The sequence below is a fragment of the Nocardia sp. NPDC004168 genome (assembly GCF_040610355.1).
Lineage (GTDB): Bacteria > Actinomycetota > Actinomycetes > Mycobacteriales > Mycobacteriaceae > Nocardia > Nocardia sichangensis.
Genome location: NZ_JBEXME010000001.1, coordinates 424482 through 450765, shown reverse-complemented (window position 1 = coordinate 450765; position 26284 = coordinate 424482). Strand labels below are relative to the sequence as shown.

Annotated in this window: 28 protein-coding genes; 6 read left to right on the top strand and 22 right to left on the bottom strand. The window is 69.4% G+C overall.

Annotation, left to right across the window (positions count from 1 at the left end; translation table 11 throughout):
• The first annotated feature begins 10 nt into the window (after window positions 1-10).
• A complete protein-coding gene (locus tag ABZW96_RS02280; RefSeq protein WP_355070474.1) occupies window positions 11-676 on the top strand; it encodes a TetR/AcrR family transcriptional regulator in 666 nt (221 codons plus the stop codon).
• Window positions 677-827: 151 nt separating this feature from the next.
• Window positions 828-1391 carry a DivIVA domain-containing protein gene (locus ABZW96_RS02275; protein ID WP_355070472.1) on the top strand — a complete coding sequence of 188 codons (564 nt, stop codon included), beginning with the start codon at window positions 828-830 and terminating at the stop codon, window positions 1389-1391.
• Between the two features lie 36 nt (window positions 1392-1427).
• On the opposite strand, the gene ruvB is transcribed toward ABZW96_RS02275, so the two are convergent.
• The 5 genes from ruvB to ABZW96_RS02250 all read right to left on the bottom strand — a co-directional run bounded on the left by ruvB (window position 1428) and on the right by ABZW96_RS02250 (window position 4837).
• On the bottom strand, window positions 1428-2510 hold the full coding sequence (gene ruvB, locus ABZW96_RS02270; RefSeq protein ID WP_355070470.1) for a Holliday junction branch migration DNA helicase RuvB: 1083 nt from the start codon (window positions 2508-2510) through the stop codon (window positions 1428-1430).
• A gap of 6 nt (window positions 2511-2516) precedes the next feature.
• Window positions 2517-3122 carry a Holliday junction branch migration protein RuvA gene (gene ruvA, locus ABZW96_RS02265; protein ID WP_355070468.1) on the bottom strand — a complete coding sequence of 202 codons (606 nt, stop codon included), beginning with the start codon at window positions 3120-3122 and terminating at the stop codon, window positions 2517-2519.
• Window positions 3119-3688 carry a crossover junction endodeoxyribonuclease RuvC gene (gene ruvC, locus ABZW96_RS02260; protein WP_355071042.1) on the bottom strand — a complete coding sequence of 190 codons (570 nt, stop codon included), beginning with the start codon at window positions 3686-3688 and terminating at the stop codon, window positions 3119-3121. Before ruvC ends, ruvA begins: the two co-directional genes overlap by 4 nt.
• A gap of 83 nt (window positions 3689-3771) precedes the next feature.
• Complete coding sequence (locus ABZW96_RS02255; RefSeq protein WP_355070466.1) at window positions 3772-4224, bottom strand: acyl-CoA thioesterase; 453 nt, start codon at window positions 4222-4224, stop codon at window positions 3772-3774.
• A gap of 97 nt (window positions 4225-4321) precedes the next feature.
• A complete protein-coding gene (locus tag ABZW96_RS02250; RefSeq protein ID WP_355070464.1) occupies window positions 4322-4837 on the bottom strand; it encodes an O-acetyl-ADP-ribose deacetylase in 516 nt (171 codons plus the stop codon).
• A gap of 121 nt (window positions 4838-4958) precedes the next feature.
• Between ABZW96_RS02250 and ABZW96_RS02245 the strand changes: the two genes are divergently transcribed.
• On the top strand, window positions 4959-6389 hold the full coding sequence (locus ABZW96_RS02245; RefSeq protein WP_355071041.1) for an alpha/beta hydrolase-fold protein: 1431 nt from the start codon (window positions 4959-4961) through the stop codon (window positions 6387-6389).
• 20 nt (window positions 6390-6409) lie between these two features.
• Here ABZW96_RS02245 and ABZW96_RS02240 read toward each other — a convergent pair whose 3' ends face one another.
• A complete protein-coding gene (locus ABZW96_RS02240; RefSeq protein ID WP_355070462.1) occupies window positions 6410-7381 on the bottom strand; it encodes a helix-turn-helix domain-containing protein in 972 nt (323 codons plus the stop codon).
• A 97-nt stretch (window positions 7382-7478) separates the two neighbouring features.
• Between ABZW96_RS02240 and ABZW96_RS02235 the strand changes: the two genes are divergently transcribed.
• Entirely contained in the window at window positions 7479-8414 is a 936-nt protein-coding gene (locus ABZW96_RS02235; protein WP_355071040.1) for an NADP-dependent oxidoreductase, read from the top strand.
• 42 nt (window positions 8415-8456) lie between these two features.
• Window positions 8457-8663: a DUF5988 family protein gene (locus ABZW96_RS02230; protein ID WP_355070461.1), complete on the top strand. Its 207-nt coding sequence runs from the start codon at window positions 8457-8459 to the stop codon at window positions 8661-8663.
• A 176-nt stretch (window positions 8664-8839) separates the two neighbouring features.
• Here the strand turns inward: ABZW96_RS02230 and ABZW96_RS02225 are convergent, their stop codons facing one another.
• From ABZW96_RS02225 to ABZW96_RS02215, 3 genes are all read right to left on the bottom strand, one after another.
• Window positions 8840-9592 carry a YebC/PmpR family DNA-binding transcriptional regulator gene (locus ABZW96_RS02225; protein ID WP_355070459.1) on the bottom strand — a complete coding sequence of 251 codons (753 nt, stop codon included), beginning with the start codon at window positions 9590-9592 and terminating at the stop codon, window positions 8840-8842.
• Window positions 9593-9710: 118 nt separating this feature from the next.
• Window positions 9711-10307: a pyridoxal 5'-phosphate synthase glutaminase subunit PdxT gene (gene pdxT / locus ABZW96_RS02220; protein ID WP_355071038.1), complete on the bottom strand. Its 597-nt coding sequence runs from the start codon at window positions 10305-10307 to the stop codon at window positions 9711-9713.
• A gap of 136 nt (window positions 10308-10443) precedes the next feature.
• The gene (locus ABZW96_RS02215) at window positions 10444-11265 is read right to left on the bottom strand and encodes an acyl-CoA thioesterase II (protein WP_355070457.1); all 822 of its coding nucleotides are present in this window, start codon (window positions 11263-11265) and stop codon (window positions 10444-10446) included.
• Between the two features lie 105 nt (window positions 11266-11370).
• Between ABZW96_RS02215 and ABZW96_RS02210 the strand changes: the two genes are divergently transcribed.
• Window positions 11371-11997, top strand: coding sequence for a hypothetical protein (locus ABZW96_RS02210; protein WP_355070455.1), 627 nt, complete (start codon window positions 11371-11373; stop codon window positions 11995-11997).
• Window positions 11998-12109: 112 nt separating this feature from the next.
• Here ABZW96_RS02210 and ABZW96_RS02205 read toward each other — a convergent pair whose 3' ends face one another.
• From ABZW96_RS02205 to ABZW96_RS02145, 13 genes are all read right to left on the bottom strand, one after another.
• Window positions 12110-12844, bottom strand: coding sequence for an SDR family oxidoreductase (locus ABZW96_RS02205; protein WP_355070453.1), 735 nt, complete (start codon window positions 12842-12844; stop codon window positions 12110-12112).
• 178 nt (window positions 12845-13022) lie between these two features.
• Complete coding sequence (locus tag ABZW96_RS02200) at window positions 13023-13520, bottom strand: hypothetical protein (protein ID WP_355070451.1); 498 nt, start codon at window positions 13518-13520, stop codon at window positions 13023-13025.
• Between the two features lie 163 nt (window positions 13521-13683).
• On the bottom strand, window positions 13684-14571 hold the full coding sequence (locus tag ABZW96_RS02195) for a LysR substrate-binding domain-containing protein (RefSeq protein WP_355070449.1): 888 nt from the start codon (window positions 14569-14571) through the stop codon (window positions 13684-13686).
• 24 nt (window positions 14572-14595) lie between these two features.
• Window positions 14596-15498, bottom strand: a complete 903-nt coding sequence (pdxS, locus tag ABZW96_RS02190; protein ID WP_195042546.1) for a pyridoxal 5'-phosphate synthase lyase subunit PdxS — start codon at window positions 15496-15498, stop codon at window positions 14596-14598.
• A gap of 456 nt (window positions 15499-15954) precedes the next feature.
• Window positions 15955-16998 (bottom strand): NUDIX domain-containing protein, encoded by a 1044-nt coding sequence (locus ABZW96_RS02185; RefSeq protein ID WP_355071036.1) that lies wholly within the window; start codon window positions 16996-16998, stop codon window positions 15955-15957.
• Window positions 16998-18122 (bottom strand): glycosyltransferase family 4 protein, encoded by a 1125-nt coding sequence (locus ABZW96_RS02180; protein ID WP_355070447.1) that lies wholly within the window; start codon window positions 18120-18122, stop codon window positions 16998-17000. Before ABZW96_RS02180 ends, ABZW96_RS02185 begins: the two co-directional genes overlap by 1 nt.
• Complete coding sequence (locus tag ABZW96_RS02175; RefSeq protein ID WP_355070445.1) at window positions 18119-19087, bottom strand: phosphatidylinositol mannoside acyltransferase; 969 nt, start codon at window positions 19085-19087, stop codon at window positions 18119-18121. Before ABZW96_RS02175 ends, ABZW96_RS02180 begins: the two co-directional genes overlap by 4 nt.
• An 88-nt stretch (window positions 19088-19175) precedes the next feature.
• On the bottom strand, window positions 19176-19871 hold the full coding sequence (pgsA, locus tag ABZW96_RS02170) for a phosphatidylinositol phosphate synthase (RefSeq protein WP_355070443.1): 696 nt from the start codon (window positions 19869-19871) through the stop codon (window positions 19176-19178).
• Between the two features lie 23 nt (window positions 19872-19894).
• Window positions 19895-20494, bottom strand: a complete 600-nt coding sequence (locus ABZW96_RS02165) for an HIT domain-containing protein (protein ID WP_355070441.1) — start codon at window positions 20492-20494, stop codon at window positions 19895-19897.
• On the bottom strand, window positions 20491-22554 hold the full coding sequence (thrS, locus tag ABZW96_RS02160) for a threonine--tRNA ligase (protein ID WP_355070439.1): 2064 nt from the start codon (window positions 22552-22554) through the stop codon (window positions 20491-20493). The genes ABZW96_RS02165 and thrS overlap by 4 nt, the downstream gene beginning before the upstream one ends.
• Before the next feature lie 223 nt (window positions 22555-22777).
• Complete coding sequence (locus tag ABZW96_RS02155) at window positions 22778-23392, bottom strand: (2Fe-2S)-binding protein (RefSeq protein WP_355070438.1); 615 nt, start codon at window positions 23390-23392, stop codon at window positions 22778-22780.
• Window positions 23393-23394: 2 nt separating this feature from the next.
• On the bottom strand, window positions 23395-23820 hold the full coding sequence (locus tag ABZW96_RS02150; protein WP_355070436.1) for a TIGR02611 family protein: 426 nt from the start codon (window positions 23818-23820) through the stop codon (window positions 23395-23397).
• A gap of 110 nt (window positions 23821-23930) precedes the next feature.
• A complete protein-coding gene (locus ABZW96_RS02145; RefSeq protein ID WP_355070434.1) occupies window positions 23931-26180 on the bottom strand; it encodes a bifunctional SulP family inorganic anion transporter/carbonic anhydrase in 2250 nt (749 codons plus the stop codon).
• Window positions 26181-26284 lie beyond the last annotated feature (104 nt).

Below are 26284 nucleotides of genomic sequence, written 5' to 3'. Positions count from 1 at the left end.
ATATCACGGAATGACACATCATTCCGTTTGTGATGACTGTATCATCGGGAAGGTGACGAAGCCATCCACGCGTGCCGAGCGACGGAAAGCCGAACTGCGCCAAGAGATCATCGACACCGCCTTCGTCTGTTTCGCGGAGAAGGGCTATCACGCCACCGGCATCGCCGACATCGCGGGACAGCTCGGCATCGGTCACGGCACCTTCTACCGCTACTTCAGCAACAAGCGCGAGATCATCGACCACGTCATCGATGACCTCGCCGCGCGCATCATCGCCGCCCTCGGCACCGAGAACGCCCCGGACGCCGCCGCCACCCTCGACGAATACCGCGCCCAGATCGACCGGATCGGGGTGGCCCTCACCGAAATCCTGCTGACCGATCGCCGGGTCGCCCAGCTGTTGCTGTTCCACGCCACCGGCATCGATGACGAACTCACCCAGCGGCTGTACGGACTGCTCGACACCGCCGACGCGCTGACCGCGGGCTATCTCGACCACGGTGTCGAGCAGGGCTACCTGCGCGCCGACCTGGACACGTCGAACACCGCGCGCGCGGTGACCGGCATGCTGATCGGGGGCATCGTCTACTCACTGCGCGAACCCGACGAGGCCGCGATCGCGGGGCTGAACCAGGCGATCCGCCGCCTGCTCGTGGACGGCGTGCGCAAGGACTGAGCACCTCGGCAATCCCCCTGACACCGCCACCGGCGCTAGGGTGAGGCGCACTGATCCGACGCTTTCGCCAGGGGGACGGCCCTTGTTCGCAAAAGGCCAGGGAATCGCGAAGTTTCCCTTCCGATCGGCCGGACGCGCCGAGCCTGACAGAATGTCGCCCGTGACTCCGGAGGACGTGCGCCGCACCCGTTTCGCGACCCCGACGCTCGGGCATCGCGGCTATCACGCGGACGAGGTGGATGCCTTCCTCGAACTCGTCGCCGCGACGCTGGCCGGGCACGGCGTTCTCGCCGCCGACGATCTGCGGCATGTCGGTTTCGGCGCGCCCCGGCTCGGCCAGCGCGGCTACCGCGCCGACCAGGTCGACGAGTATCTCGACCAACTGCGCGCGGAACTGGAGTTCCGGCAGCGCGGCGTCCGTCCGGTGCCCGCCGCGAACGGCAACGGCCACGCCATGCTCACCTTCGACGATGTGCAGCGCATGCGATTCAGCCAGGCCCCGGTGGGCAGGCGCGGATACAACGAGGAAGAGGTCGGCGCGTTCCTCGATCTGGTCGCCGCGACCCTCGCGCACGGCGGGCCGGGCAGCCTCACCCTCACCGACGTCGAGGCCGTCCGCTTCACCGAGGCCCGCCTCGGCACTCGCGGCTACCAGCGCGACGAGGTCGACGCTTTCCGCGACTTGGTCGCCGCCGCCCTGCGCCATCGCCGCTGACCCGCCACCGCGGCGGCGATCACCCGAGCGCGCGGCTCATTCGAACAGGTCGAGCGTGGGGTGCGGCTCGCGACCGCGCACTTCGATGGAACCGAACACCAGGTCGGGCGGCGGAACGAGACCGAGATGCTCCCACGCGGCGGCGGTGGCGACCCGGCCGCGGGGTGTGCGCGCGACCATGCCCGCGCGAACCAGGAACGGTTCGCAGACCTCTTCCACGGTCGCGGCCTCCTCCCCGACCGCCACAGCCAAGGTGGACACCCCCACCGGGCCACCGCCGAAACTGCGCACGAGCGCGCCGAGCACCGCGCGGTCGAGCCGGTCGAGACCGAGCACGTCCACGTCGTAGACCTCCAGCGCGGCCTGGGCGATGGGGCGGGTGATCCGGCCGTCGGCACGCACCTCCGCGTAGTCGCGCACACGGCGCAGCAAGCGATTGGCGATACGGGGCGTGCCGCGTGAGCGGCCCGCGATCTCGGCCGCCGCCTCCTCCTCGATGACGACACCGAGGATGTGTGCCGACCGTTGCAAGATGCGCAGCAATTCGCCGGGTTCGTAGAAGTCCATGTGCCCGGTGAAACCGAAACGGTCGCGCAGCGGACCGGTCAGCGCTCCGGATCTGGTGGTGGCCCCGACCAGGGTGAACGGTGCGATATCCAGGGGAATGGAGGTCGCCCCCGGCCCCTTGCCGACGACGACGTCCACCCGGAAGTCCTCCATCGCCAGGTAGAGCATCTCCTCGGCGGGGCGCGCCATCCGGTGGATCTCGTCGATGAACAGCACGTCGCCCTCGACCAGGTTGCTGAGCATGGCGGCGAGGTCTCCGGCCCGCTCCAGCGCGGGACCCGACGTGATCCGCAGCGCGGTGCCGAGCTCGGCCGCGATGATCATCGCCATGCTGGTCTTGCCCAGACCCGGCGGCCCGGACAGCAGGACGTGATCCGGTGTGCCGCCGCGCTGTTTCGCGCCGCGCAACACCAGCGCGAGCTGTTCGCGGACACGGGGTTGCCCGATAAAGTCGTCCAGCGACTTCGGGCGCAGACTCGCCTCGATCTCGCCGTCGGACTTCAGATAGTTTGCGCTGACCTGCGATTCGGCGGGTTCCTCAGGATGATCCATGACGCCTTACCGGTTCTTGCCGAGCAGGCCGAGCGCCGCCCGGAGGGCGGCGGAGGTGTCGGCGGCGGGCTGTTCCGCCAGCACCGCGTCGATCGCCTGTTCGGCCTGTCTGACGGCGAAACCGAGGCCGACGAGCGCTTCGGTGACCTGGTCACGCACGGGGGTGACCACCGCGGCGGGCGCGGATCCGGGCGGGCCGGCAGGCACGGGAACGAGACTCACCTTGTCGCGCAGCTCCACCACCATGCGCTCGGCGCCGCGCTTGCCGATGCCGGGGACCCGGGTCAGTGCCGCCACGTTGCTCTCGGCCAGCGCTTTGCGCAGCGCTTCGGGTTCGAGTACGGCCAGCACCGCCATGGCCAGGCGAGGCCCGACGCCCGAAACGGTCTGCAACAGGCCGAACAGGTCGCGGGCCTCGGTGTCGGCGAAACCGTAGAGCGTCATCGAGTCCTCGCGGACGATCATCGCGGTGTAGAGCCGGGTTTCCTCGCCTCGGGTGAGCCCGGCCAGGGTGGACGGAGTGGCATTGAGCCGGTAGCCGACGCCTGCCGCCTCGATCACCGTGTGGTCGAGGGCGATTTCCAGCACTTCACCGCGTACCGACGCGATCACCCGTGCACCGCCTTCCGTTGTTCGGCCAGCCGCTCCCGGTATCGGCGCTGCGCCGCGGCCGCCTTGGCCTCCGCCGCCGCCATCCGCTCCAGCAGCGGCGCTCGCCAACAATGGCAGATCGCCAGCGCCAGCGCATCCGCCGCGTCCGCCGGTTTCGGCGCGGACGGCAGCCCGAGGATACGGGTGACCATGGCGGTCACCTGCCTCTTGTCCGCGGTGCCGTTGCCGGTCACCGCGGCCTTCACCTCGCTGGGTGTGTGGAACGCGACCGGGATTCCCCGGCGCGCGGCGGCCAGCGCGATCACGCCGCCCGCCTGCGCGGTGCCCATGGCGGTACGGACATTGTGCTGAGCGAAGACGCGTTCGATGGCGACGGCCCCCGGCTCGTGGATGTCCATCCAGCGTTCGGCTGCGTCCGCGACCGCGAGCAGGCGCTGCGCCAGATCCATATCGCCGGGAGTGCGGACCACGTCGACGTCCACGGCGGTGACCTTCCGCCCCGATCCGCCCTCCACGATGCTGAGGCCGCAGCGAGTGAGTCCGGGGTCGACGCCCATCACCCGCACGACGACCCCTCTCGCAGACACGAACAACTGTTCGAGAGTCTAGCGGAGGCTTCGCCTTTCGCCGTCCAGCGACACAGCCCCGGCTATTCGCCGACAACCGCCGCTTCCCGCGCGGCGCCCGGCAACCCCAGCAACTCCGGACGGTTCGCGCGTGCCGCCCACTGCCGCGCGGGATCGGCCACGAGGCGCCGCGCCGCCAGATCGAGCAAGCCACTGACATTGGTCACCGTCGCGGCCACCACGCCGTCGGCGCGGGTCAGGACGTGCTCGACACGATAGGTCTTGCCGTCTCCCCACTGCCAGGCGCACGAGACGTCCACGGTGTCGCCACCGCGGAGTTCGCGCTGGAAGCGGAGCACGGTCTCCAAGTTGACCGGCCCGAGCCCGGAGGCGATCAGCTCGTCCACCGACACGCCCGCCGCCTGAACACAGGCGAAACGGGCGTGATCGGCGAATTGGTGGTAGGCCGCGCCGGTGACGTGCAACTGGGGATCCAGGTCGGAGACCCGGATTTCGATGCGAGTACTGAACGACACGCGCCGACTATGTCAGCGGGGACCGACAAGTTCGGCCCACCGGTGCTGCGGACCTGCCGTACCCGTGACGACACGGCGGCTGCCGGCGCAGGAGGTCTCAAGTCCCGCAGACCTGCCGCGCGAACGCACCGTGAGCCCGTTCGTCGAAGAGAACGAATCGCGCCTCCGATACCGCCGTCTCGGTCGTACGAACCGTGTCGACAGCGATTCGCGCCCCGTCGTCCATCGGCCAGCCGAAGATCCCGGTCGAGATCGCCGGGAAGGCGACCGTGCGCGCCCCCAATTCGTCCGCCACACGCAGGGATTCGCGATAACAGGAGGCCAGCAGAGCCGAGCGGTCCTCGACGTCCGACCACACCGGCCCGACGGTGTGGATGACCCACCGCGCGGGAAGCCGACCCGCCGTGGTGGCCACCGCCGCTCCGGTGGCAAGTCCCGCGCCGTAGTGGGACGCCCGCAATCGGCGGCATTCCGCCAGGATTTCCGGGCCGCCGCGCCGGTGGATCGCTCCGTCCACTCCCCCGCCGCCGAGCAGCGACGAATTCGCCGCGTTGACCACCGCGTCGACCTCCTGTTCGGTGATGTCGCCGCGCACCAGCACCAGTTCGACCATGCTCGCATTCTCCTCGCGCACCCCGGACGGCACGACAACATTTCGGGCCGGTCGCACAGGAGGACCTGAGCCGATTCACAGCGTCTCTCGAGCAACCGCCTGCACAATGCCGGACGTGCCGATACTCGCCGCGCCCACGTCTCCGGCGCCACCGCAGGTTCCCCCGGCGAGTCCGGCCTCGAACCAGCAGCACACCTTCCACCACGGGATCTCACTGCTGCACGGCTGGCTGCCGGTGACCGTCGCGCTCCTCGCCGCGGTGGTCGTGCTGCTCGCCGTCGCTCGGCGCGGCAGACAGTGGTGGCTGATCCAGCTGCCGGTTTGCGTGGCGCTCGGCGTCGCGGGAGCGCTGGGCGCCGCGTGGTACGTGGCCGACGAGGGATTGGCCTCCGATCCGGCGCCCACCCGATTGTGGGCGTGGGTCGGCGCGACCGCCGTCGCCAGCGCCGTCGCGGTCGTCGGCTGGCCGGGCGCACGCTGGTGGCGGCGTGGGATCGCGGTCCTCGCCATCCCGCTGACCCTGGTGAGCACCGGAATCGTGCTGAACCAGTGGGTCGGCTACTACCCCACCGTGCAGGCCGCCTGGGGCGCGGTCACCGCGGGTCCGCTCCCGCACGAAACCGACCTCTCGGCGTTGCCCGGCCTGCGGAACACCGCCGTTGCCGACGGCAAACTGGTGCCGGTGCGCATTCCCGACGCGGGCAGCGGATTCCCGCACCGCACCGAATACGTCTACCTGCCACCCGCGTGGTTCGCCGGACCGACCCCGCCCGCTCTGCCGGTGGTGATGATGATCGGCGGCGAGTTCAACACGCCGGCGGACTGGATCCGCAGTGGCCAGATCATGCCCGCCCTGGACAGCTTCACCAAGGCCAACGGCGGACGCGCGCCGATCCTCGTCTTCGTCGACTCCAGCGGCAGCTTCAACAACGACACCGAATGCGTCGACGGCCCTCGCGGCGACGCCGCCGACCATCTGACCGAGGACGTGCCCGCCTATGTCGAATCGCGTTTCGGCGCCGCGGCCGATCCCGCGAATTGGGCGGTGGTCGGCTGGTCCATGGGCGGCACCTGCGCGGTGGACCTCGCGGTCATGCACCCCGATCTGGTCCACACCTTCGTCGACATCGCCGGTGACCTCGGGCCGTCGTCCGGCACAAAGGAGCAGACCATCGCCCGGCTCTTCGGCGGTGACTCCGCCGCATGGGCCGCGTTCGACCCGCTGACCGTCATGGCCGCGCACGGTCCCTATAGCGGCGTCGCCGGCCTGTTCGACGACCTCGTCCCCGCACAACGCTCCGGCGGGGGGACGAGGCGCGCGCCCGTTCCAGACGACGACCGCGCGGGCCTCGGCGGCCGCGACGGGATACCCGATTCCGGTGAGGTCGGAGCCGCCGACAAACTCTGCGCCGCGGGACGCGCGGTCGGCATCGATTGCACCGTCTACACCACCCAGGGCGGCCACACCTGGCAGTTCGCTTCGGCAGCGTTCACCTCGTCGCTGCCGTGGATCGCAGGCCGCGTGGGTCTGTCCGTCACGGCCGCCGACTGAACCGGTCGGCGCACCGGCGTTCAGCTCGCCGCGGCGCCTGCTCGTGCACGGAACGTACGCCGATAAGCCTGCGGTGACACGCCGATCGCGTCGGCCAGATGTTGACGCAACGAAGTCCCGGTGGCGAAGCCGACCTCGCCCGCGATGCGATCGACGGTCAGGTCGGTGGTTTCCAGCAGGTGCCTGGCGCGGAAGACCCGCTGCTGGATCAGCCACCGTCCCGGGCTCATGCCGACCTCGTCACGGAAGCGCCGGGCGAAGGTTCGTTTACTCATCCGGGCGCGGGCCGCCAGTTCATCGACGGTCAGCGGATGGCGCAGGTTCTCCAGGGCCCATTGCCGGACCGCGGCGGTCCCAGCCGACGTCTCGGGCGGCACGGGTTGCTCGATGTATTGCGCTTGGCCGCCGTCGCGCCACGGGGGAACGACGCAACGGCGCGCGACCGCGTTCGCGACGGCGCTGCCGTGATCGCGCCGCACCAGATGCAGGCAGACGTCCAGTCCTGCCGCGGCGCCCGCCGACGTGAGGACGTCCCCGTCATCGACATAGAGCACGTCCGGGTCGAGGCGGACCCGCGGGAAGGTGCGCCGGAACAGACCGGCCTGATTCCAGTGCGTCGTGGCCGGTCGATCATCGAGCAGCCCTGCGGCCGCGGCGATGAAGGCACCGGTGCAGATCGCGACGATCCTGGCCCCCGCCGGAATCAGCGCGAACGCGTCGAGCACCGGCTGCGGCAGCGTGCCGGTGAGAGCCGTCGTGATGTCGCAGGCGGGCAGCACCACGGTGTCCGCGTTCCGCAAGGCGCGGCTGTCGTGGGCCACCGCGATGTCGAAATCGGCGGCGCTGCGCACCGGACGACCGTCGACCGAGCAGGTGATCACCTCGTATCTACCTGCCGCACTGCCGAACACCCGATTCGGGATACCGAGTTCGAAGGGGTAGACCCCCGCCAGCGCCAACACCACCACTCGATGAGGCGCCGTCGAATCCATGGCATGATCATATCGAAGAATGGCAATCGTGCCATTTTCTTTGCCGTCGGATACCGGCAGGCTGACAGCCGTGACCGAAATCGACAGCACCGCGACCATGCGCGCGATCAGCCAGCAGACCCTCGGCGGACCCGAGGTGCTCACCGAAGTGAAACTGCCGCAGCCGGTGGCCGGCCCCGGCCAGATCCTGGTCCGGGTCCGCGCGGCCGGGCTCAACCCGACCGACTGGCGCCACCGCGCCACCGCGGGACTGTTCCTTCCCGAGCCGCCGTTCGTCCTCGGCTGGGACGTCTCCGGCGAGGTCGCGGCCACCGGCATCGGCGTCACCCTGTTCCGCCCCGGCGACGAGGTGTTCGGCATGCTCCCTTACCCGTACGGCCACGGTTCCTGCGCCGAATACGTCGTCGGCCCCGCCCGCGCCTTCGCCCCCAAACCGGCCGCGCTCGACCACACACAGGCGGCGGCGATCCCGCTCGCCGCGCTCACCGCCTGGCAGGCGCTGGTCGACACCGCCGGGATCAGCCCCGGGCAACGCGTACTGATCCATGCGGCAGCGGGCGGCGTCGGCCACTTCGCGGTTCAGATCGCCAAAGCGCGCGGGGCGTACGTCATCGGCACCGCCAGCGCGCCGAACCACGCGTTCCTGCGCGATATCGGCGCCGACGAGGTGATCGACTATCGCGACACCGACGTCGCCGAGGCGGTCCGCGACGTCGACGTGGTGCTGGACTCGATCGACGACGACAACAGCATCCGGTCCCTGCGCACCCTGCGTCCAGGCGGACTGCTGGTGACGTTGCGGGCCTTCGGCGCGGTCGACTTGGCAGTCGAGGCGGAGGCGCTGGGCGTGCGCGCGATCCGGATGCTGGTGGAGCACGATCACGCGGGCATGCTCGCTCTCGCCGGACTCGTCGAATCCGGCGCGTTGCGCCCGGCGGTCGCCCGGTCGTTCCCGCTGTCCGCGGCAGCCGAGGCGCACGCACTCGGCGAGACCGGGCGAACCGTCGGCAAATTGGTACTCACCGTGCCATGAAATATGCCACGATCAGGACCTTCGCGCTTCTACCATCCCAGGATGAGCAAAGGCGCAAAAGCAGTCCTCGAAGGCGGGCCGCACGATCTGCCCTCGCGCATCGTCCCGATCACCCCACCCGGCGTGGAATTGAAGGTGCCGTTCCGCGGCGGATACGAGCACTTCAAGGTCAGTCAGCGGGAGCAGGACACGCCTGAAGGGCGGCTGCGCGTGTACGAGTGGTGCGACCGCACCGAGATCGCGGAGTGAGTCCGGCCCCACCTCCCCGGCGGCCGCAGCGCCGACCGGAAGGTGGGGGCGCGGCCGCCGAGCGGTGCGCTGGGAACCAGGAATGAACCCACTCGGGGCGGCCCGTACACAGACCGGCCGCCCCGATTTCGCGCTCAGCATCCCGCCGTGCGGGAGTACGGCGCGCGGTCGATCGACTAGTCCTCGAGCTCGGCGAGCACGTCGTCCGGGATGTCGACGTTGGTGTAGACGTTCTGCACGTCGTCGCTGTCCTCGAGGGCATCCACGAGTTTGATCACCTTGCGGGCGCCGTCGACGTCCACCGCGACCGACACCGACGGCTGGAAGCCGGATTCGGCGGAGTCGTAGTCGATACCGGCGCCCTGCAGCGCGGAGCGGACCGCGATCAGATCGCCCGGCTCGCTGACGATCTCGAACGACTCGCCGAGATCGTTGACCTCCTCGGCGCCCGCGTCGAGCACGGCCAGCAACACGTCGTCCTCGGACAGCCCGTTCTTCTCCAGGGTGACGATGCCCTTGCGATGGAACAGGTAGGCCACCGAGCCAGGGTCGGCCATGTTGCCGCCGTTGCGCGTCATCGCGACCCGCACCTCGCCCGCGGCCCGGTTGCGATTGTCGGTGAGGCACTCGATCAGCACGGCGACGCCGTTGGGACCGTAGCCCTCGTACATGATCGTCTGCCAGTCGGCGCCGCCGGCTTCCTCGCCGCCGCCGCGCTTGCGGGCGCGCTCGATGTTGTCGTTGGGGACCGACGACTTCTTCGCCTTCTGGATGGCGTCGTACAGCGTCGGGTTGCCTTCCGGGTCACCGCCACCGGTCCGGGCCGCCACCTCGATGTTCTTGATCAACTTCGCGAACAGCTTGCCGCGCTTCGCGTCGATCGCAGCCTTCTTGTGCTTGGTGGTGGCCCATTTGGAGTGGCCGCTCATTCCCTACTTCCTTCAGGTCGGTGGCACGTCTGGTGGTGTGTACGGTACCGGCACCGCCGGGCGGACAACTTCTCCAGCCTACTCGGGCCTCCACCACGGCCGTACAGAGCGGCCCCGACTACGCGGCGGCCGAACGGACGATCTCCACGAACATGCGGTGCACCCGCAGATCGCCGGTGACCTCGGGATGGAACGACGTCGCCAGGACGTTGCCCTGCCGCACCGCGACGATCCGGCCCGTGGCGGGGCCATCCGGCACCGTGGCCAGCACCTCGACGCCCGCACCCGCCCGCTCGACCCACGGTGCGCGGATGAACACCGCTCGCACCGGACCGTCGGTCAGGCCGGAGAACGGCAGGTCGATCTCGAACGAGTCGACCTGACGGCCGAACGCGTTGCGCCGCACCGTCATATCGATGCCGGACAGATGCTGGGCGTCCGGGCGGGTGTCGAGCACCTCCGAGGCGAGCAGGATCATGCCCGCACAGGAACCGAACGCGGGCATACCGTCGCGCAGCCGCGCGCGCAGCGGCTCCAGCAGGTCGAAGGCCTGCAGCAGCTTGCTGATCGCGGTCGACTCGCCACCGGGCAGCACGAGCGCGTCCACGGCCGCGAGCTCCGCCTCGCGCCGGACCAGCACCGGCTCGGCGCCGCAGTGCGCGAGCGCGGCGACGTGCTCCCGGACGTCGCCTTGCAGCGCGAGCACGCCGATCATGGGACGGGACCGCGCCTGTCCGGTGTCGGCGGCGGGTGCGGTGACCGAGGAAGCGTTCACGCCGGAAAGCTTACGAGCCGTACCGATGTGGGCCCGCTCACGGTCGGCCGCATCCGCGTCGCGATGGCCCGCCGGGTCAGTCCTCCCGCAGCCTGCGGATGAGGCCTTCCTGCACCACGGCCGCGACCAGCGTGCCTTCTCGGGTGAAGATCTTGCCGCCGGTCAGCCCCCGGCCGAAAGCCGCTGACGGCGAGGACTGGTCGTAGAGCAGCCATTCGTCGGCGCGGAACGGGCGCAGGAACCACATCGCGTGGTCGAGCGAGGCATTCTGGGTCGGCTCGTCGGGATGGATGACCTTCGAGGAACCCAGCAGCGTCATATCGCTCATGTAGGCGAGGGTGCACACGTGCACCAGCGGATCGTCGGGCAGCAGGTGCCGGTAGCGGAACCACACCTGCTGCTGGGAGACCACACCATCGCGGCGGGACACGTTCTCGTGCGGGACCATGCGTATGTCCCAGTGTTCCCACTCCCGCATCGCCCATAGCCGTTCTGGCGTCATCGTGGTGCTGGCGTCGGGCAGATCCTCCGGCATCGGGACATCGGGCATGACATCTTGATGCTCGGGCCCCTCGTCGCCGACGTGGAACGAGGCCGACATGGTGAATATCGCGGCGCCGTCCTGGATGCCGGTCACCCGGCGGGTGCAGAACGACCGCCCGTCCCGGATGCGCTCGACCTGGTAGACCGTCGGCTCCTGCGGATTACCCGGACGGAGGAAATAGCCGTGCAGGGAGTGCACCTGAAATCGCGGTTCCACCGTCCGGACCGCGGACACGAGCGCCTGGCCGGCAACCTGGCCGCCGAACGTGCGCGCGAGCTGGGTCTTGGTGGACGCGCCACGGAAGATGTCCCGCTCCAGCCGCTCTATTTCCAGCGCCTCTTCGATTGTCGCCATGCGCAGAGATTATCCCGGCCGCTCACGGCGTCGCCGTTCGGCCGCCGGTGAACGCCTGGCTACGCCCACGCCGCACCGGCCGTCGCACTTTGCTGAGATGGATGGGTGCCGCGCTTCCTGCCCATCACGCCCGACGCCCTCGTCACGCAGGTGATCCAGCCCCTGCTGACCGCGACCGCACACACGGTGATCGCCGTCGACGGCGCGGACGCCGCACAGCCGGTGGCGCTCGCCGACCGGATCGTGGAGGCGCTGCGCGACGCGGGCCGGTCGGCCCACGTGGTCTCCTTGCATGACTACGTGCGTCCCGCCTCGCTGCGCATGGAGTTCGGCCGCACCGACGAGATGTCCTATCGCACCGCGTGGTTCGACTACGCCGCGCTGCGCCGCGAAGTCGTGGAGGCGCTGCGCGAGCACGGCCGGTGGCTGCCCGCGTTGTGGGATGAAGCCGCCGACCGCTCCGCGCGCGCCGCGATCCGCACGGCGCCGCCCGCGACCACCGTTGTCGTCGCGGGCCCGATGCTCGCGGGCCGCCACCTCGACGCCGACCTGATCCTCCGACTGGAGCTGTCCGAGGCCGCGCTCCGCCGCCGCACCCCGCCCGAGGCGCAATGGACCATCCCGGCCCTGCTGCGGCACGATGCCGATAACCCCTACACGCCGACCTTCTTCGTGCGCTGGGACCACCCGGATCGTCCGGCGCTTCGAGTCGACCAGGACCGGGCCGACTAGGTTCCCGGGTCCTTGTCGATTACCGCTCGAGCTCGGCTTCTGTGGTGAGGCACAATCCCATGATCAGATGCGCATAACCGCGTAGCCATATGGGTTTCCCGCCGCCCAGCGGTCAGACCAGCCGATGCCCGCCGTCCACGTGCAGGACCGTGCCGGTGATGAAGGGATTGCGCATCACGCCCAGCATCGCCTGCGCGATATCGGAAGGGCGGCCGATGCGCCCGACGGGCAGGCGTGCGGCGAGCTGCTGGTGGCGTTCGGTTTTCGCGGGCCCGGCGATGGTGTCCCAGATCGGTGTGTCGACCCACCCCGGCGAGACCACGTTGACGCGGACCGGGCCGAGCTCCAGGGCCAGCGCGTAGGCCAGCGAGGCGAGCGCGCCGTTGACCGCCGCCACCATGGCGCCGCCCGGCGCGGGCCGATACGCCGCGACGCCGGAAGTGAACGTCACCGAGCCGCCCGGTACGACCCGGGCGTGCTTGGCGAGCAGCATGGGGCCGATCAATTTGGCGGAAACGAGGTTCCGAGCCAGGTCGGCGTCGAACCGATCCAGCTGCTGATAGGCGCCGGTGACATCGGCGGCGGTGGTGACGACATGATCGACCGGCTCCGATTCGGCGAACAAACGCTCGAGGTCGGCTTCGCGGGTGATGTCCGCGACCACCGAGCGCACCGTGCCCGGCCCCACGGACAAGATGCGCTCCGCCGCGGCGAGCCGTTCGGCGGAACGGCCCGCGATGGTGACCTGCGCGCCCGTATCGATCAGCGATGCCGCCAGCGCGAGTCCCATGCCGGAGCTGCCGCCCACGATGACGACGCGTTCGGGTGTTGTGCTGCTTGCTGTCATGACTCCACCCGACCATCGCCGCGGTCGAGTGTCCATGTCGCACTGTCGAATACGCCTTAGGCACGGGCTAACACCGCAGGCCGTGGACCGATTCGGTGCACGGACCGCGGTGGGTGGAGCCGACGCCGGTCACGACGAAACGAACGTCACCGCCCGCGCGCCGGGCCGGCTCCGGTCATCAGGCGGTGCAGGCCGGGGATTGCTGGTTCAGGTTGGCCAGCGCCTGGCAGGCCCAGGCCTTCTGGACCTTCCACTTGCCGTCTTCGAGGACGAACGGAACGTCGACCTGGTTCGCCTGCCCGTTGACGGTGAACGTGGCCTGGGCGGTGACCGTGTCACCGAAGGCGGTGACGCCCGTGACCACTGCCGTGGCGTTGGCCTGCTGAAACGCCTGGGCCAAGCGGTTGGGCAGGCTCGGATCGGCCTCGATGCCCTGCACGAGGTCGAGCTTCTCCTCGTTCGGCACCGCGGGGTCGAGCGCACGCTGCAGGTTGGCGTTGAGTTCTTCTTTGGTGGGAGGGGCAGGTACCTTCGCGGTCGCCGAAGCGGCGGCGGTGGTGGTGTGGGTGGAGTTGTGCGAATCGCTCTTGTCGTCGCTGCCGCAGGCGGCCAGGCCGAGGGCGGCCACAAGGGCCAGGCCCGCTGCTGCGATGCGTCCGGTCTTGAGAAGCTTCAACTGTTCGTCCTTTGCGCTCGGATCGATCCGACGGTGATAGGGCGCGATATGGCCGGGACGGCCATCGAATGGCGAAGCTACTGAGCGTGATTGTGAGAACCATGAGACGACCTTCTGGCCGCCGTAAGAAGTGAACCTAGCATCGGAAGCGGTACCGGCGGGCTCATTCCGGCGACAGTTCGGACGCCAGTGCCGCGAGCAGCGCCGCGACGGCCGGATCGCGCACCGCCGCGCGCCAGGCGATCGCATAGGTCACCCGCAGGGGCGCGCCACGTAACGGCCGCCAAACCAGACCGGCCAGTCCGTTTACGCGCGACGAGCTGAGCCCGATCGCGTCGGGACGTGACGGCAGCACGGCCAGCATCTGCGCATGGCCCATCGCGCTGTCGCTCAGCCGTACCGCCGCGCCGTGGTCGGCGAGCGTACGCAACAGCGAATCATGCAGGCCCGCGGCGGATTCGCGGGAAAACAAGATCAACTCGTGCCCATCCAGCTCGGCCGGGTCCAGCGGCGCCGCCGCCCCGGCGAGCGGATGCCGCTCGGACATCACGACGCCCAGCTCCTCGCGGGCAACCGGACGTTGCGCGAAGCGTTCGGGCAGCTCCACCGGGGCGCGGACCAACGCGAGATCGACTTCGTCGTCATCGAGAAAACGCACCTGATCGGCGGTGGTCCCACCGGTGAGCACCATCCGGGCATCGGGTAGCACGGCGGTGAGCAGGCCGCCGATGTGGGCGGGCAGCCAGGGCGGGACGCCGTTCAACAGCCCGAGACGCAGCACCGGGGCACCGGCGGCGGCAGCGCGCCTGGTCTCGCGCATCGCCTCGTCCATCGCGCGCAGCACGTTCCTACCGGAGCGCAGCAGCACCGCGCCCGCGGCCGTCAGCTCCACCCGCGGCTCCCGGACCAGCAAGGGGCCGCCCAGCTCCCGCTCCAGCACCTTGATCTGCTGGCTGAGCGTCGGCGTCGAGATGAACAATCGCTCCGCGGCCCGGCGGAAGTGCAATTCCTCCGCCAGAACCACGAAGTACCGCAGCTGCCGCAACTCCACGCGGCCGACGCTACCGGCCCGAGCTCACCAGCCGCGCTCGGCCAGGCGGTGCGGCTGGGCGATCTCTTCGACATTGATGCCGACCATGGCCTCGCCGAGCCCGCGCGACACCTTCGCCAGCACGTCCGGGTCGTCGTAGAACGTGGTGGCCTTGACGATGGCGGCGGCACGCTGCGCCGGGTTGCCGGACTTGAAGATGCCCGACCCCACGAACACGCCCTCGGCCCCGAGCTGCATCATCATCGCGGCGTCGGCGGGAGTGGCGATGCCGCCCGCGGTGAACAGCACGACAGGCAGCTTGCCCGTCTCGGCGATCTCACGGACCAGCTCGTAGGGCGCCTGCAACTCCTTGGCCGCGACGAACAACTCGTCCTCGGGCAGCGACGACAGGCGACGGATCTCCTGGCGGATCTTGCGCATGTGCGTGGTCGCGTTGGACACGTCACCGGTACCGGCCTCGCCCTTGGAGCGAATCATCGCCGCGCCCTCGGTGATTCGGCGCAACGCCTCGCCGAGGTTGGTGGCGCCGCAGACGAACGGCACGGTGAAGTTCCACTTGTCGATGTGGTTGGCGTAATCCGCGGGGGTGAGCACCTCGGACTCATCGATGTAGTCGACACCGAGGCTCTGCAGGATCTGCGCCTCGACGAAGTGGCCGATGCGTGCCTTCGCCATGACCGGGATGGAGACAGCGTTGATGATGCCGTCGATCATGTCCGGGTCGCTCATCCGGGAGACCCCGCCCTGGGCACGGATGTCGGCGGGGACCCGTTCCAGCGCCATCACCGCGACCGCACCGGCGTCCTCGGCGATCTTGGCCTGCTCCGGCGTGACGACATCCATGATCACCCCACCCTTGAGCATCTCGGCCATGCCGCGCTTCACGCGGGCGGTACCGACGGTCTGGGTGGTCTCGGGGGTGGTCACGGCAAACTCCTCCAGGCATGTGCGCCAAATCGATCACTCGCATACGAACGCCACGATTCTAGGTGGGCGCAAAAGGCCACTTGATAGCCAGTTGGAGTGCACTGGCCTGGTGTGATCTCGGTAATGGCGCCTTACGCCGGGAAGGCTCGGCCGCAGTGCCGTCCCGGCGCCGCACTGGCCTGCCCGGTTCGCGCCGGGCGCCCGATCACAGCGGGCCGACCACCAGCAACTGCGCCCAGTACTCCGCGGCCGCGGGACCGATCAGCGGCAACAGGAAATCGAACAGCAGGTACGACATGAACCAACTACCTCCACAACCGAACAGGAACAGCCCCGCCGTCAGCGGGACCACGACACCGAAAGCACATGCGTCCCCGACAGCAATACCCTCCGGCGCCCTGGATCATCGCGACGCTATCACGATCGTGAAACACATCACACGTGTTCCGTGGCCGGTCAGCGGATGGAGCGGACCTCCGGATCGCCGGTGCCCGACGCGGCCTGAGCTGCTTCGGCCAGCAGTTCGTCCAGGTGATACGGGTAGACGGTTTCGCCGGAGCGGTCCAGCGTGACGATGTCGGCGGCGGTGCACCATCGGTGCCCGGTGATGGAGCGGCGTTCGATCGCGGTCAGGTTCGCCGGTTGCGGGTCGAAACCACGCACCCGCAGGGCGAAGAACAACTCCTCGCTCCGGATCAGCTCCCCGTTGAAGGGGAATACCGCTACCCGCCGCCAGATCGGACCGCGCAGGGCGGCCGGATCCCCGCGATATCCGGTCTCCTCGTACAGTTCCCGTACCGCCGCCGCGCGCAGGCTCTCCCCCGGCTCCACGCCGCCGCCGACGGTGAACCAGAACGACACCTGCGGCGTCTTCGGATCGTTGCCGCGCATCAGCAGAGTCCGGTCGTTCTCGTCGAACAGCACCACCCGCGCGGTGGTGCGGATGGTGTCCACCGCGAGGCCGGTGGACGCGGCCGGGGTAGCGCGCTCGGTGATCTCGAAGTAGGACGGCAGCGGCGCGGTACCCCCCAGGTGCAGGACGCGGACCGGGCGGCGCGTGCGCAGCGCCAGCGTGTCGCGTACGGCGTCGTTGTGGAAGCGGCGTGCGATCAGCACCCTGGCCTCGGCGTCGGCCAGTTCGGCGACGAGTTGCGGGCGCAGCGTGCCGATATCGACCGCCGACAGCGCGGTGGACAAGCGGTTCTCCACGGTCTCGCGCTCGGCGCGACCGGCGCGCTCGGCCCGGTCCGCCAGCGCTGCCAGTTGTCCGGCCTGCTCCGACAGAGCCGGATCGGACACCGGACCCGCGATCGCCATGGCGACCGACCTGGCCACCACCGCCCGGCGGGCCAGCGCCGCGTCGAGCGCCTGCCAGGACTGATCCGAGCGCACGTGCAGCCGGTCGAGCCGGTTGGCGGTGGAGTACGCCCACAGACCGATCGCGACAACAACCGCCGCGATCAGCGCGAGGACGAGAACGGTCGTCGCGGAGAAGGTGATCATCCGGCGGCCCGCACTCTCGTGTCGCCCACGGTCACCGTCTCGTAGACGCGCAGGATCTGTTCGGCCACCACCGGCCAGTCGTACTCGCCGACGACCTGGGTCGCGGTGTGCACGAGCCCCTCCCTGCGCACCTCATCGGTGAGTACGGCATGCAGCGCGGTGGCCAGCGCCGCCGAGTCGCCGACCGGGACCAGCATGCCCGCCGAACCGTCCCGCAGTACCCGGCGGAAGGCGTCCAATTCACTGGCCACGACCGCGGTGCCCGCCGCCATCGCCTCGATCAGGATGATGCCGAAGCTCTCGCCGCCCAGGTTGGGCGCCACGTACACGTCGGCGCTCCGCATCGCGGAAGCCTTTTCCTCGTCGGACACCTGGCCGAGGAAACGCAAGTGGCCGGACAGGTCGCCCGCTTCCCGGCGCAACCGGTCCTCGTCGCCGCGGCCGACGATCAGGATCTCGACGTCGGGATGTTCGCGCACCAGCTCGGGCAGCGCGCCGAGCAGGACCTCCATGCCCTTGCGCGGCTCGTCGTAGCGCCCCAGGAACAGCACCGTCCCGCCGGGGCGCGGATAACCCGGCAACATCGGCGCGCGCGCGAACGCAGGGACGTCGACGCCGTTGGGGATCTCCACCGCGTCCGAGCCGAGCGCCTCGACCTGCCAGCGGCGCGCGAGCTCGGACACCGCGATACGACCGGAGATCTTCTCGTGATACGGCCGCAGCACACCCTGAAAAGTGCTCAGCACCAGCGATTTCGTCGTAGAGGTGTGGAAGGTCGCCACGATCGGGCCCTCGGCGATCTTCAGCGCGAGCATGGACAGGCTCGGCGCGTTCGGCTCGTGGATGTGCAGCACGTCGAAGTCGTTGCCCTCGATCCACCGGCGGATCCTGGTGTAGGCCATGGGCCCGAACGACAGCCGCGCCACCGACCCGTTGTACGGGATGGCCACGGCGCGCCCCGCCGACACCACGAACTCCGGCAGCGGGGTGCCCTCGGACGCGGGCGCAAGGACGCTCACCTTGTGCCCGCGTTCGATGAACACTCGCGCCAGTTCGACCACATGCGCCTGCACCCCGCCGGGGACGTCGAACGAATAGGGGCAGACCATGCCGATCTTCATGGCGATACGTCCCCCTGTTCGGCTTTGATGCTCGCCTGCGCGGTGGCGATCCTGGCACGCCGCTGCGGCGAGAGATCGCTCTCCCACAATGGTTGCAGCATGTGCCAATCCGCGGGGTGCTCGGCGATATTCGCCGCGAAAGTTTCCGCCAACGCCTGGGTGGCCGCCGCCACGCCATCGGAAACATTCAGCGGTGCTTCGACTTTCAGGCCCCAGTCCTCTCGGCCATCGGCGTCGACCTCGAACCAGGCGTGCACCGGCAGCAATGCCGCGCCGGTCTCGATCGCCAGTTTCGCCGCACCCGCCGGCATCCAGGTGCGCTCGCCGAAGAACTGCACGGGCACGCCCTTGCCGGTGAGGTCGCGTTCACCCAGCAGGCACACGATCTTGTTCTGTCGCAGTCGGGCCGCCAGCAGACCGAACGGCGGCTGCTCACCGCCGGTCAGCGGGATCACCTCGAAGCCGAGGCTCTCCCGATAAGCGACGAACCGCTCGAACAGCGACTCCGGCTTCAGCCGCTCGGCCACGGTGGTGGGGCCGCCGTAGTGCTGCACCAGCCAGACGCCCGCAATGTCCCAGTTGCCGGAATGCGGCAGCACCAAGAGCACGCCTCGGCCCTTCGCAATCGCGGCATCCAGATGCTCCAGCCCGCCGACGTCATAGTCGATCGCTGCATGGTCCATCGTGGGCAGCCGGAACGCCTCCCGCCAGTACCGCGCGTAGGACCGCATGCTGGCGACGATCAGTTCGTCCGGCACGTCGGCGGGAAGCACGCCGAGCACGCGCGCCAGATTGCGCCGCAACTGGTTCGGCGCGCCGCCCGCGTGGAATTCCCGATTGGCGCGACGGGCGATCCGGTCGGCGCCCCACTCGAACAGTCGTCGTGCCGTCGTCTCCGGCAGCGCACGCACCAGTCGCCAGCCCGCCGCGTATCCGGCGGCGCCGAGCTGTTCCCCGATCGTCATCCGAGCCCCCGAGCCGCAGGTCCGCAATTCATCGTGACGGATACCCGGACGCCACCGTCGATCGGTTCGCGCCCGGCATCGGGTGAGGTCACGTCGGAAGCCCCGAGGCGTCGGCGGTGCCCGCGCCAGGGCGCTGCGACTGCCCGGTCGGGATCACGGTGCGCGCTCCCGGCGAGTTGCGTACGGCCAGCACCCGCTGAACGACGGTGACGATGCTGAGCACGGCGAGGATCCACATGGCCACGTGCACGGCGTACGTCAGCCATTCGATCCCCCAGTAGCCACCGATGCCGGTGAATCCGGCGCCGACCAGCACGATGATCAGCCGGTCCGGCCGCTCGATGAGGCCGCCGTCCGCGGACAGCCCACTGGCCTCGGCGCGCGCCTTCGCATAGGAGATCACCTGCGAGGTCACCAAGACGACCAGCGTCGCGGCGAACAAGGGCTTGTGCTGCTCGTGGAAGACCGCCCACCAGGCCAGCCCGCCGAAGATCGCCCCGTCGGCCAGCCGGTCACAGGTGGCGTCCAGCACCGCGCCGTACTTCGTGCCGCCACCGCGTGCCCGCGCCATCGCCCCGTCGAGCATGTCGAACATGACGAACAACCAGATCACCATGGTTCCCCAGAACAGGTGTCCGGTCGGGAAGAGCGTGACCGCGGCGACGATGGAGGCGGTGGTGCCGATCAGCGTCATCGCGTCCGGCGTCAGTCCGGTGCCGACCAGCGCGCGGCCCAGTGGAGCAGTCGCCTTGGCGAACGTCTCGCGGCCGAAGAAACTCAGCACGGCCGACCCGCCCGGTCGCTCATCTACGCCTCCTTCCAGGCCGCCGACAGCAGCGCCCTGGTCTCCCGCAGCAGTTGCGGCATCACCTTCGCCCCGCCGATGACCGTGATGAAGTTCGCGTCGCCACCCCAGCGCGGGACGATGTGCTGGTGCAGGTGGTCGGCCAGCGACCCACCGGCCACCCCGCCGAGATTCAGCCCCACGTTGAAGCCGTGCGGCCGGGACACCTTCTTCATCACCCGGATCGCCTGCTGGGTGAAGGCCATCAACTCGGCGCTCTCCGCCTCGGTGAGATCCTCCAGGTTCGCCACCTTGCGGTACGGCACCACCATCATGTGTCCCGGGTTGTACGGGTACAGGTTGAGCACGGCGTACACCAACTCGCCCCTGGCGACGACCAATCCGTCCTCGTCGGACATCTTCGGGATGTCGGTGAAGGGGTGGCCGGTCGAATCCTTGGGACCGGTGGCCGCCTCCGCGATGTAGGACATGCGATACGGCGTCCACAGGCGCTGCAGCCGATCCGGTTCGCCGGCGCCGGTGTCCACGATGCTGCCCGGCTCGGCCGAGGTCGCGGTCCCGTCCAGATCCGCGAGCCCCTCCGGCACCGTCCGCTCGGTCATGCCCCACCCTTGTTCGCTGATCGGATTTCGAAACCCTCGGCCGTCGGCGACGCGTTCTCCCGGTGGGCGATCCACGCGACGATGGTGGCCACCGCGTCGTCGACCGGCACGCCGTTGACCTGGGTACCGTCGCGGAAGCGGAAGCTCACGGCGTTCGCGTTCACGTCGCGCTCACCGGCGAGCAGCATGAACGGCACCTTCTGGGCGGTGTTGTTGAAGATCTTCTTCTGCATCCGGTCGTCGCTGCGGTCCACCTGTGCCCGGATGCCCTCGTCCTGCAACCGTTCGATCACCCGATCCAGGTGCGGGGCAAAGGTATCCGCGACCGGGATGCCGACGACCTGCACCGGAGACAACCAGGCCGGGAACGCGCCCGCGTAGTGCTCGGTGAGCACACCGAAGAAGCGCTCGATCGACCCGAACAGCGCGCGGTGGATCATGACCGGTCGCTGCTTGGTGCCGTCCGACGCGGTGTACTCCAGGTCGAAGCGCTCGGGCAGGTTGAAGTCGAGTTGGATGGTCGACATCTGCCAGGTGCGCCCCAGCGCGTCCTTGGCCTGCACGGAGATCTTCGGACCGTAGAAGGCGGCGCCGCCGGGATCGGGTACCAGCTCGAGACCGGAGGCCGAGGCGACCTTGGACAAGGTCTCGGTGGCCTCCTCCCAGATCTCGTCGGAACCGACGAACTTCTTCGGGTCCTTGGTGGACAGCTCGAGGTAGAAGTCGTCGAGGCCGTAGTCCTTCAGCAGATCCAGCACGAACCGCAGCGTGTCGGTCAGTTCGCTGTGCATCTGCTCTTTGGTGCAGTAGATGTGCGCGTCGTCCTGAGTCATGCCGCGCACCCGGGTCAGGCCGTGCACCACGCCGGACTTCTCGTAGCGGTAGACCGAGCCGAACTCGAACAGCCGCAGTGGCAGCTCCCGATACGACCGGCCGCGGGCACGGAAGATCAGGTTGTGCATCGGGCAGTTCATCGGCTTGACGTAGTAGTCCTGGCCGGGCTTGCGGACCGTGCCGTCCTCGTTGAGTTCGGCGTCCAGGTGCATCGCGGGGAACATGCCGTCGCGGTACCAGTCCAGGTGGCCGGAGACCTCGAACAGGTGGCCCTTGGTGATGTGCGGGGTGTTGACGAACTCGTAGCCCGCCGCGACGTGCCTGCGGCGCGAGTACTCCTCCAGTTCCTTGCGGATGATGCCGCCCTTGGGGTGGAACACCGGGAGACCGGAACCGAGCTCGTCGGGGAAGCTGAACAGGTCCAGTTCCAGGCCGAGCTTGCGGTGATCGCGGCGCTCCGCCTCGGCGAGCAGGTGCAGGTGCTCGTCGAGCGCCTCCTGGGACTCCCACGCGGTGCCGTAGACGCGCTGCAGGTCCTCCCGGCTCTGGTCACCGCGCCAGTAGGCGGCCGAGCTGCGGGTCAGTTTGAAGGCCGGGATGAACTTGGTGGTCGGGATGTGCGGGCCGCGGCACAGATCGCCCCAGATCTTCTCGCCGGTGCGCGGATCCAGATTGTCGTAGATGGTCAGCTCTTTGCCGCCGACCTCCATGACCTCTGGATCATCGATCCCGGACTTGTCGCTGATCAGCTCCAGTTTGAACGGCTCACCGGCCAGCTCGACCCTGGCCTCGTCGACCTCGACCACCCGGCGGGAGAAACGCTGCGCGCCCTTGACGATCTTCTTCATCCGGGATTCCAGCTTGGCCAGATCCTCCGGGGTGAACGGCCGCTCGACCCGGAAGTCGTAGTAGAACCCGTCCTTGATGTAGGGACCGATGCCCAGCTTGGCCTCGGGGAATTCCTGCTGCACCGCTTGGGCGAGCACATGCGCGGCGGAGTGCCGGATGACGTTGCGGCCGTCGGGGGTGTTCGCCGCGACCGGCTCCACGTCGACGTCCTCGTCCGGGGTCCAGGACAGATCCTTGAGTTCGCCGTCCAGCCGGACGACGACGACGGTCTCCGGCCCCTTGGTGGACAGTCCGGCCTCGCGCACCGCGGCGCCCGCCGTCGTCCCGGCCGGCACCCGGACGAGGGCGACTGGGCTGATGGCGGCTGAGGTGGTCACGGCTGCGCTCTCCTTGGCGTTTCTCGTGCGCGGGCGGGGTCCCGCTGGATGGTGGCCGATCGCAAGTTCGTCCGGCGCGACCATGCTACTGTCCCGCCGCTTCGGCCCGCCCCTCCGGGTTTTGGGCCGTAGCGGTCGGGTGGCGCGAGATTTGCGTTCGGGTCTCTCTCCGGGTGACGCCGGAGTTCCTGGCGTTCCCGTCGAGTTGTCGCGCGCCGGATGGTCAGCCCTCGGCGGCCAGGTCCGCGAGCAGTGCGATGCGTTCGGCGGCAGAACGTTTCGGGCAGCTGGTGCACATCTCGCAGCCGGGGACCTCGAACACCAGGCAGCAGGAGATGCGCCGCACGAAGGTGCGTCCGCCGATCTCGACGAAACGCGGAACCGGAAGTTTGCCGCCGACCTCGGCGGCCAGCCGCGCGCCCGCGTCCGGCGACCCGGCATCCAGTGCCCGATTGCCGATCGCGTCGGCCACGATCGCCCACAACGCGGGGACGCCTGCGCCCGACACCCGGGCGACCGGCGGGATGACGGTCGCCAGCGTCTCGCACAGCGCCGATGCGCTACCGGAAGCCCGGGCGCCGTCCACCGGGATGCGCGCCCGTTCGATGCCGCCGTCGGGGCGCACTTCGCATTCCAGCCGGTCCAGCGCGGCCTCGGGGGCGTCCGCGTCGTGCGCGTACGCCCGCGCGATCTGCTCCACCAGCGCGGACGCGGCCATGCACCACCACAGCGTGCCCGCGATACGCAGCGACGTGGTCCCCCAGGAATGGCCCATCTCCGCGATACGCGCGGCCAGCCATTCCGGTTGGGTGAGCATGCGCCCCGGAACGGTGGTCACCGTTACAGGGGGCTGCGCAGCCATTCCCATTCGACTCCGATCCAACTACCCACAAGCCCGAAGGTTCCCAACACCCACAGCGTCGCCACGACCAGCGCGGCGGTGCCGACCGCACCGGCCACCTGCACGGCCAGACCTTGCCGGGAGTACCAGTCCATCAACTGCCGATACCGGTCCCGCAGCCAGGTCAAGACCCGGTGCGCCCAAGCGAATTCGGTGGCGAGGATGCCCAGCCCGGCGAACACGATCGCCCAGCCGGGACCGGGATAGGGAATCGCGAGCACACCGGCCGCGAGCACGGCTACACCGACCACCGCGACCACGATCCGGTAGCCGAGGTACAGCGTAGGTCGTCGTTCGAGCCCGGCGCGGAAGGCGCGCCAGCGGGTCGGCCGATCGTCCGAGCTCGTTTCGAGGTCTGCCGTCACGTTTCCCAGGGTACGAGGGTCCGGCACAGCGAATCGCGATCCCACTCGCCCGGACAACGGTGACCCCGCCCGAGCAGGCCGCCCGGGCGGGATCACCCATCCCCGTCCGATCAGACGAGTTCGGGAGCGGGCTGATGGCCCGCGTCATCGATGTGCGCGATCCCGTTCTCGGTCACCTCGACCACCCGGGCACTGGCGATGTCGAAGAACAGGCCCGACACCTTGACGCCGCGCTCGGCGACCGCCTTGCGCACCGCTGGGTGCCGGTGCAGCAACTCGAGCTGCACCGCGACGTTCACCATGGCCAGCTGATCGACCTCGCCGAAACCGGCCTCCCGCGCGGCACTCGCCACCGGGTGGCCCGCGTGGAACCGCTCCAGGCTCGGTCGCGCATGGGCGAGCCAGGCGTCCACGCCGGGGACCTGGGCCCCGGCGTGCAACGCCTTCATCGCACCGCACGAGGAATGCCCGCAGACCACGATCGAGCGGACGTTCAGCTGCTCGAGCGCGAACACCAGCGCGGCCTCCACCGACGCGTCACCCTCGGCGGGCGCCAGGTTGCCCACGTTGCGCACCGTGAACAGATCGCCCGGCCCGCTGTTGGTGATGATGTTCGGCACGATCCGCGAGTCCGAGCAGGTCAGGAAGAACGAATCCGGGTCCTGCGTGTCGCGCAACTCGTCCAGATGCGGCCGGACGACGTGCGCGTGGCTGCGGTGGAAGGCCGCCACACCCGCCGCGACCGGATTCTCGTGCCGCTCGTCGCGCCGCCAAGGGCCGAGGATGTCGTCCCAGACCGAGCGGGCGAAGCTGCGCGCGGGCGGCTGCGCCGCGGCGTGGGCCATCCTGGCGCCGCCGATCTCCACGAAATCGACGTTGCCGCCGTGGTTCACCTGCTGGCGGGCGAATTCCTCGATGGCCTCGAACGCCGCGTGATCGAGGAAGTCGACGGTCATCTCCACCGTGACGTCGGCTCCCGGAGGGATCTTCGCGAATTGCGCCGACAGTTTCGGCAGCGCGAGGAAGGTGGCCGATCCGTCGATGGTGACCAGCCAGCGCTGCGTGCCGGGTACCTGTCGGGCCTCGATCGCCACGCGCACCACCCGCCACAGCAGCAGGCCGAAGGCCAGGCCCAGACCGATCAGCACGCCCTCGAGCAGGTTCGCGAACACCACGCCGAGCACCGTCACGGCGTAGACCAGCAGGTCGCCGGTGCGCCGCGCCAGTTTGATGTGGGCCAGCTTCACCAATTGGATGCCGATCACGATGAGCAGACCGGCCAGCGCGGCCTTCGGGATCTGCTCCACCACGGAGACCAGGGCCACCGAGAACACCAGCACCCAGACCCCGTGCAGGATCGCGGAGGCGCGGCTGTGCGCGCCCGCCTGCACGTTGGTGGCGCTACGCACGATCACGCCGGTGACCGGCAGGCCGCCGAGCAGACCGGACAGCACGTTCGCCGAGCCCTGGCCGATCAGTTCCCGGTCGAAGTCGGTGCGCTTGCGCGAGTGCATCTTGTCCACGGCCACCGCGGACAGCAGGCTCTCCACGCTGGCGATCAACGCGATGGTGACGACTGCCAGCGCCAGACCCGACCAGTCGCCGCGAGGCAGCGCGGGCAGGCCGATGGCGTCGAACAGCGAGCCGTTCAGCACGATGCGCACCGCGTCGAGCGGAAGCATCAGCGACAGCGCCGTACCCACGAGCACCGCGACCAGCGGACCAGGCACGACGCGGACCCTGGCGGGCAGGTACTTCCAGCCGAGCATGATCGCGATCACGACCACGCCGATCAGCGTGCCACCGCCGTGCAGGGACAACAGCTGCCCGGGCAGCTCGACGATGTTCCGCCAGGCCGAGCTGTGCGAGGAACCGCCGAGCAGCACATGGATCTGCTGCAGCGCGATGGTGATGCCGATACCGGCGAGCATCGCGTGCACCACCACGGGCGCCACGGCGAGCGCCGCCCTGGCCACGCGGCTCAGGCCGAGCAGGATTTGCAGCACACCGGCGGCGAAGACGATGAAACACGTTGTGCGCCAACCGAATTGATTGATCGTCTCGGCGACCACGACGGTGAGGCCCGCGGCGGGGCCGCTCACCTGCAGGACCGAACCACCGAGGCTGGCGGCGACGACACCGCCGATCACGGCGGCGATGAGCCCGGCGGCGACGGGGGCTCCGGAGGCGATCGCGATGCCGAGCGAAAGCGGCAGCGCGACAAGGAAAACCACGATCGATGCGGGCACATCGTGGCGCAGGATTTCGGTGAAGCGATCGGACAGCGGTCCGGAACTGCGGCTCGAGCCCGCCGGTGCGGGCTTCGACGGTGGCGGGGCCAAATCGTGATCGATAGCCATGACTCTCCTTCGCCGACTCGGCTGTTTCGCCGAGGTCGGTTGACGATCAACATGTCCAGCAGGGCACAAGACCGCGAACCGGCATCTCGCGGTGAAGCAGTCCC

Bases quoted from the DNA above. Each gene is read 5' to 3' on its own strand.
- ABZW96_RS02230 (WP_355070461.1), top strand. From the start codon at position 8,457: ATGAGCAAAGGCGCAAAAGCAGTCCTCGAAGGCGGGCCGCACGATCTG.
- ABZW96_RS02235 (WP_355071040.1), top strand. From the start codon at position 7,479: ATGCGCGCGATCAGCCAGCAGACCCTCGGCGGACCCGAGGTGCTCACC.
- ABZW96_RS02240 (WP_355070462.1), bottom strand. From the start codon at position 7,381: ATGGATTCGACGGCGCCTCATCGAGTGGTGGTGTTGGCGCTGGCGGGG.
- ABZW96_RS02275 (WP_355070472.1), top strand. From the start codon at position 828: ATGTCGCCCGTGACTCCGGAGGACGTGCGCCGCACCCGTTTCGCGACC.
- ABZW96_RS02205 (WP_355070453.1), bottom strand. From the start codon at position 12,844: ATGACAGCAAGCAGCACAACACCCGAACGCGTCGTCATCGTGGGCGGC.
- ABZW96_RS02215 (WP_355070457.1), bottom strand. From the start codon at position 11,265: ATGGCGACAATCGAAGAGGCGCTGGAAATAGAGCGGCTGGAGCGGGAC.
- ABZW96_RS02225 (WP_355070459.1), bottom strand. From the start codon at position 9,592: ATGAGCGGCCACTCCAAATGGGCCACCACCAAGCACAAGAAGGCTGCG.
- ABZW96_RS02280 (WP_355070474.1), top strand. From the start codon at position 11: ATGACACATCATTCCGTTTGTGATGACTGTATCATCGGGAAGGTGACG.
- ABZW96_RS02180 (WP_355070447.1), bottom strand. From the start codon at position 18,122: ATGAAGATCGGCATGGTCTGCCCCTATTCGTTCGACGTCCCCGGCGGG.
- ABZW96_RS02175 (WP_355070445.1), bottom strand. From the start codon at position 19,087: ATGACGATCGGGGAACAGCTCGGCGCCGCCGGATACGCGGCGGGCTGG.
- ABZW96_RS02165 (WP_355070441.1), bottom strand. From the start codon at position 20,494: ATGACCGAGCGGACGGTGCCGGAGGGGCTCGCGGATCTGGACGGGACC.
- ABZW96_RS02250 (WP_355070464.1), bottom strand. From the start codon at position 4,837: ATGGTCGAACTGGTGCTGGTGCGCGGCGACATCACCGAACAGGAGGTC.
- pdxT (WP_355071038.1), bottom strand. From the start codon at position 10,307: ATGATCGGCGTGCTCGCGCTGCAAGGCGACGTCCGGGAGCACGTCGCC.
- ABZW96_RS02145 (WP_355070434.1), bottom strand. From the start codon at position 26,180: ATGGCTATCGATCACGATTTGGCCCCGCCACCGTCGAAGCCCGCACCG.
- ruvB (WP_355070470.1), bottom strand. From the start codon at position 2,510: ATGGATCATCCTGAGGAACCCGCCGAATCGCAGGTCAGCGCAAACTAT.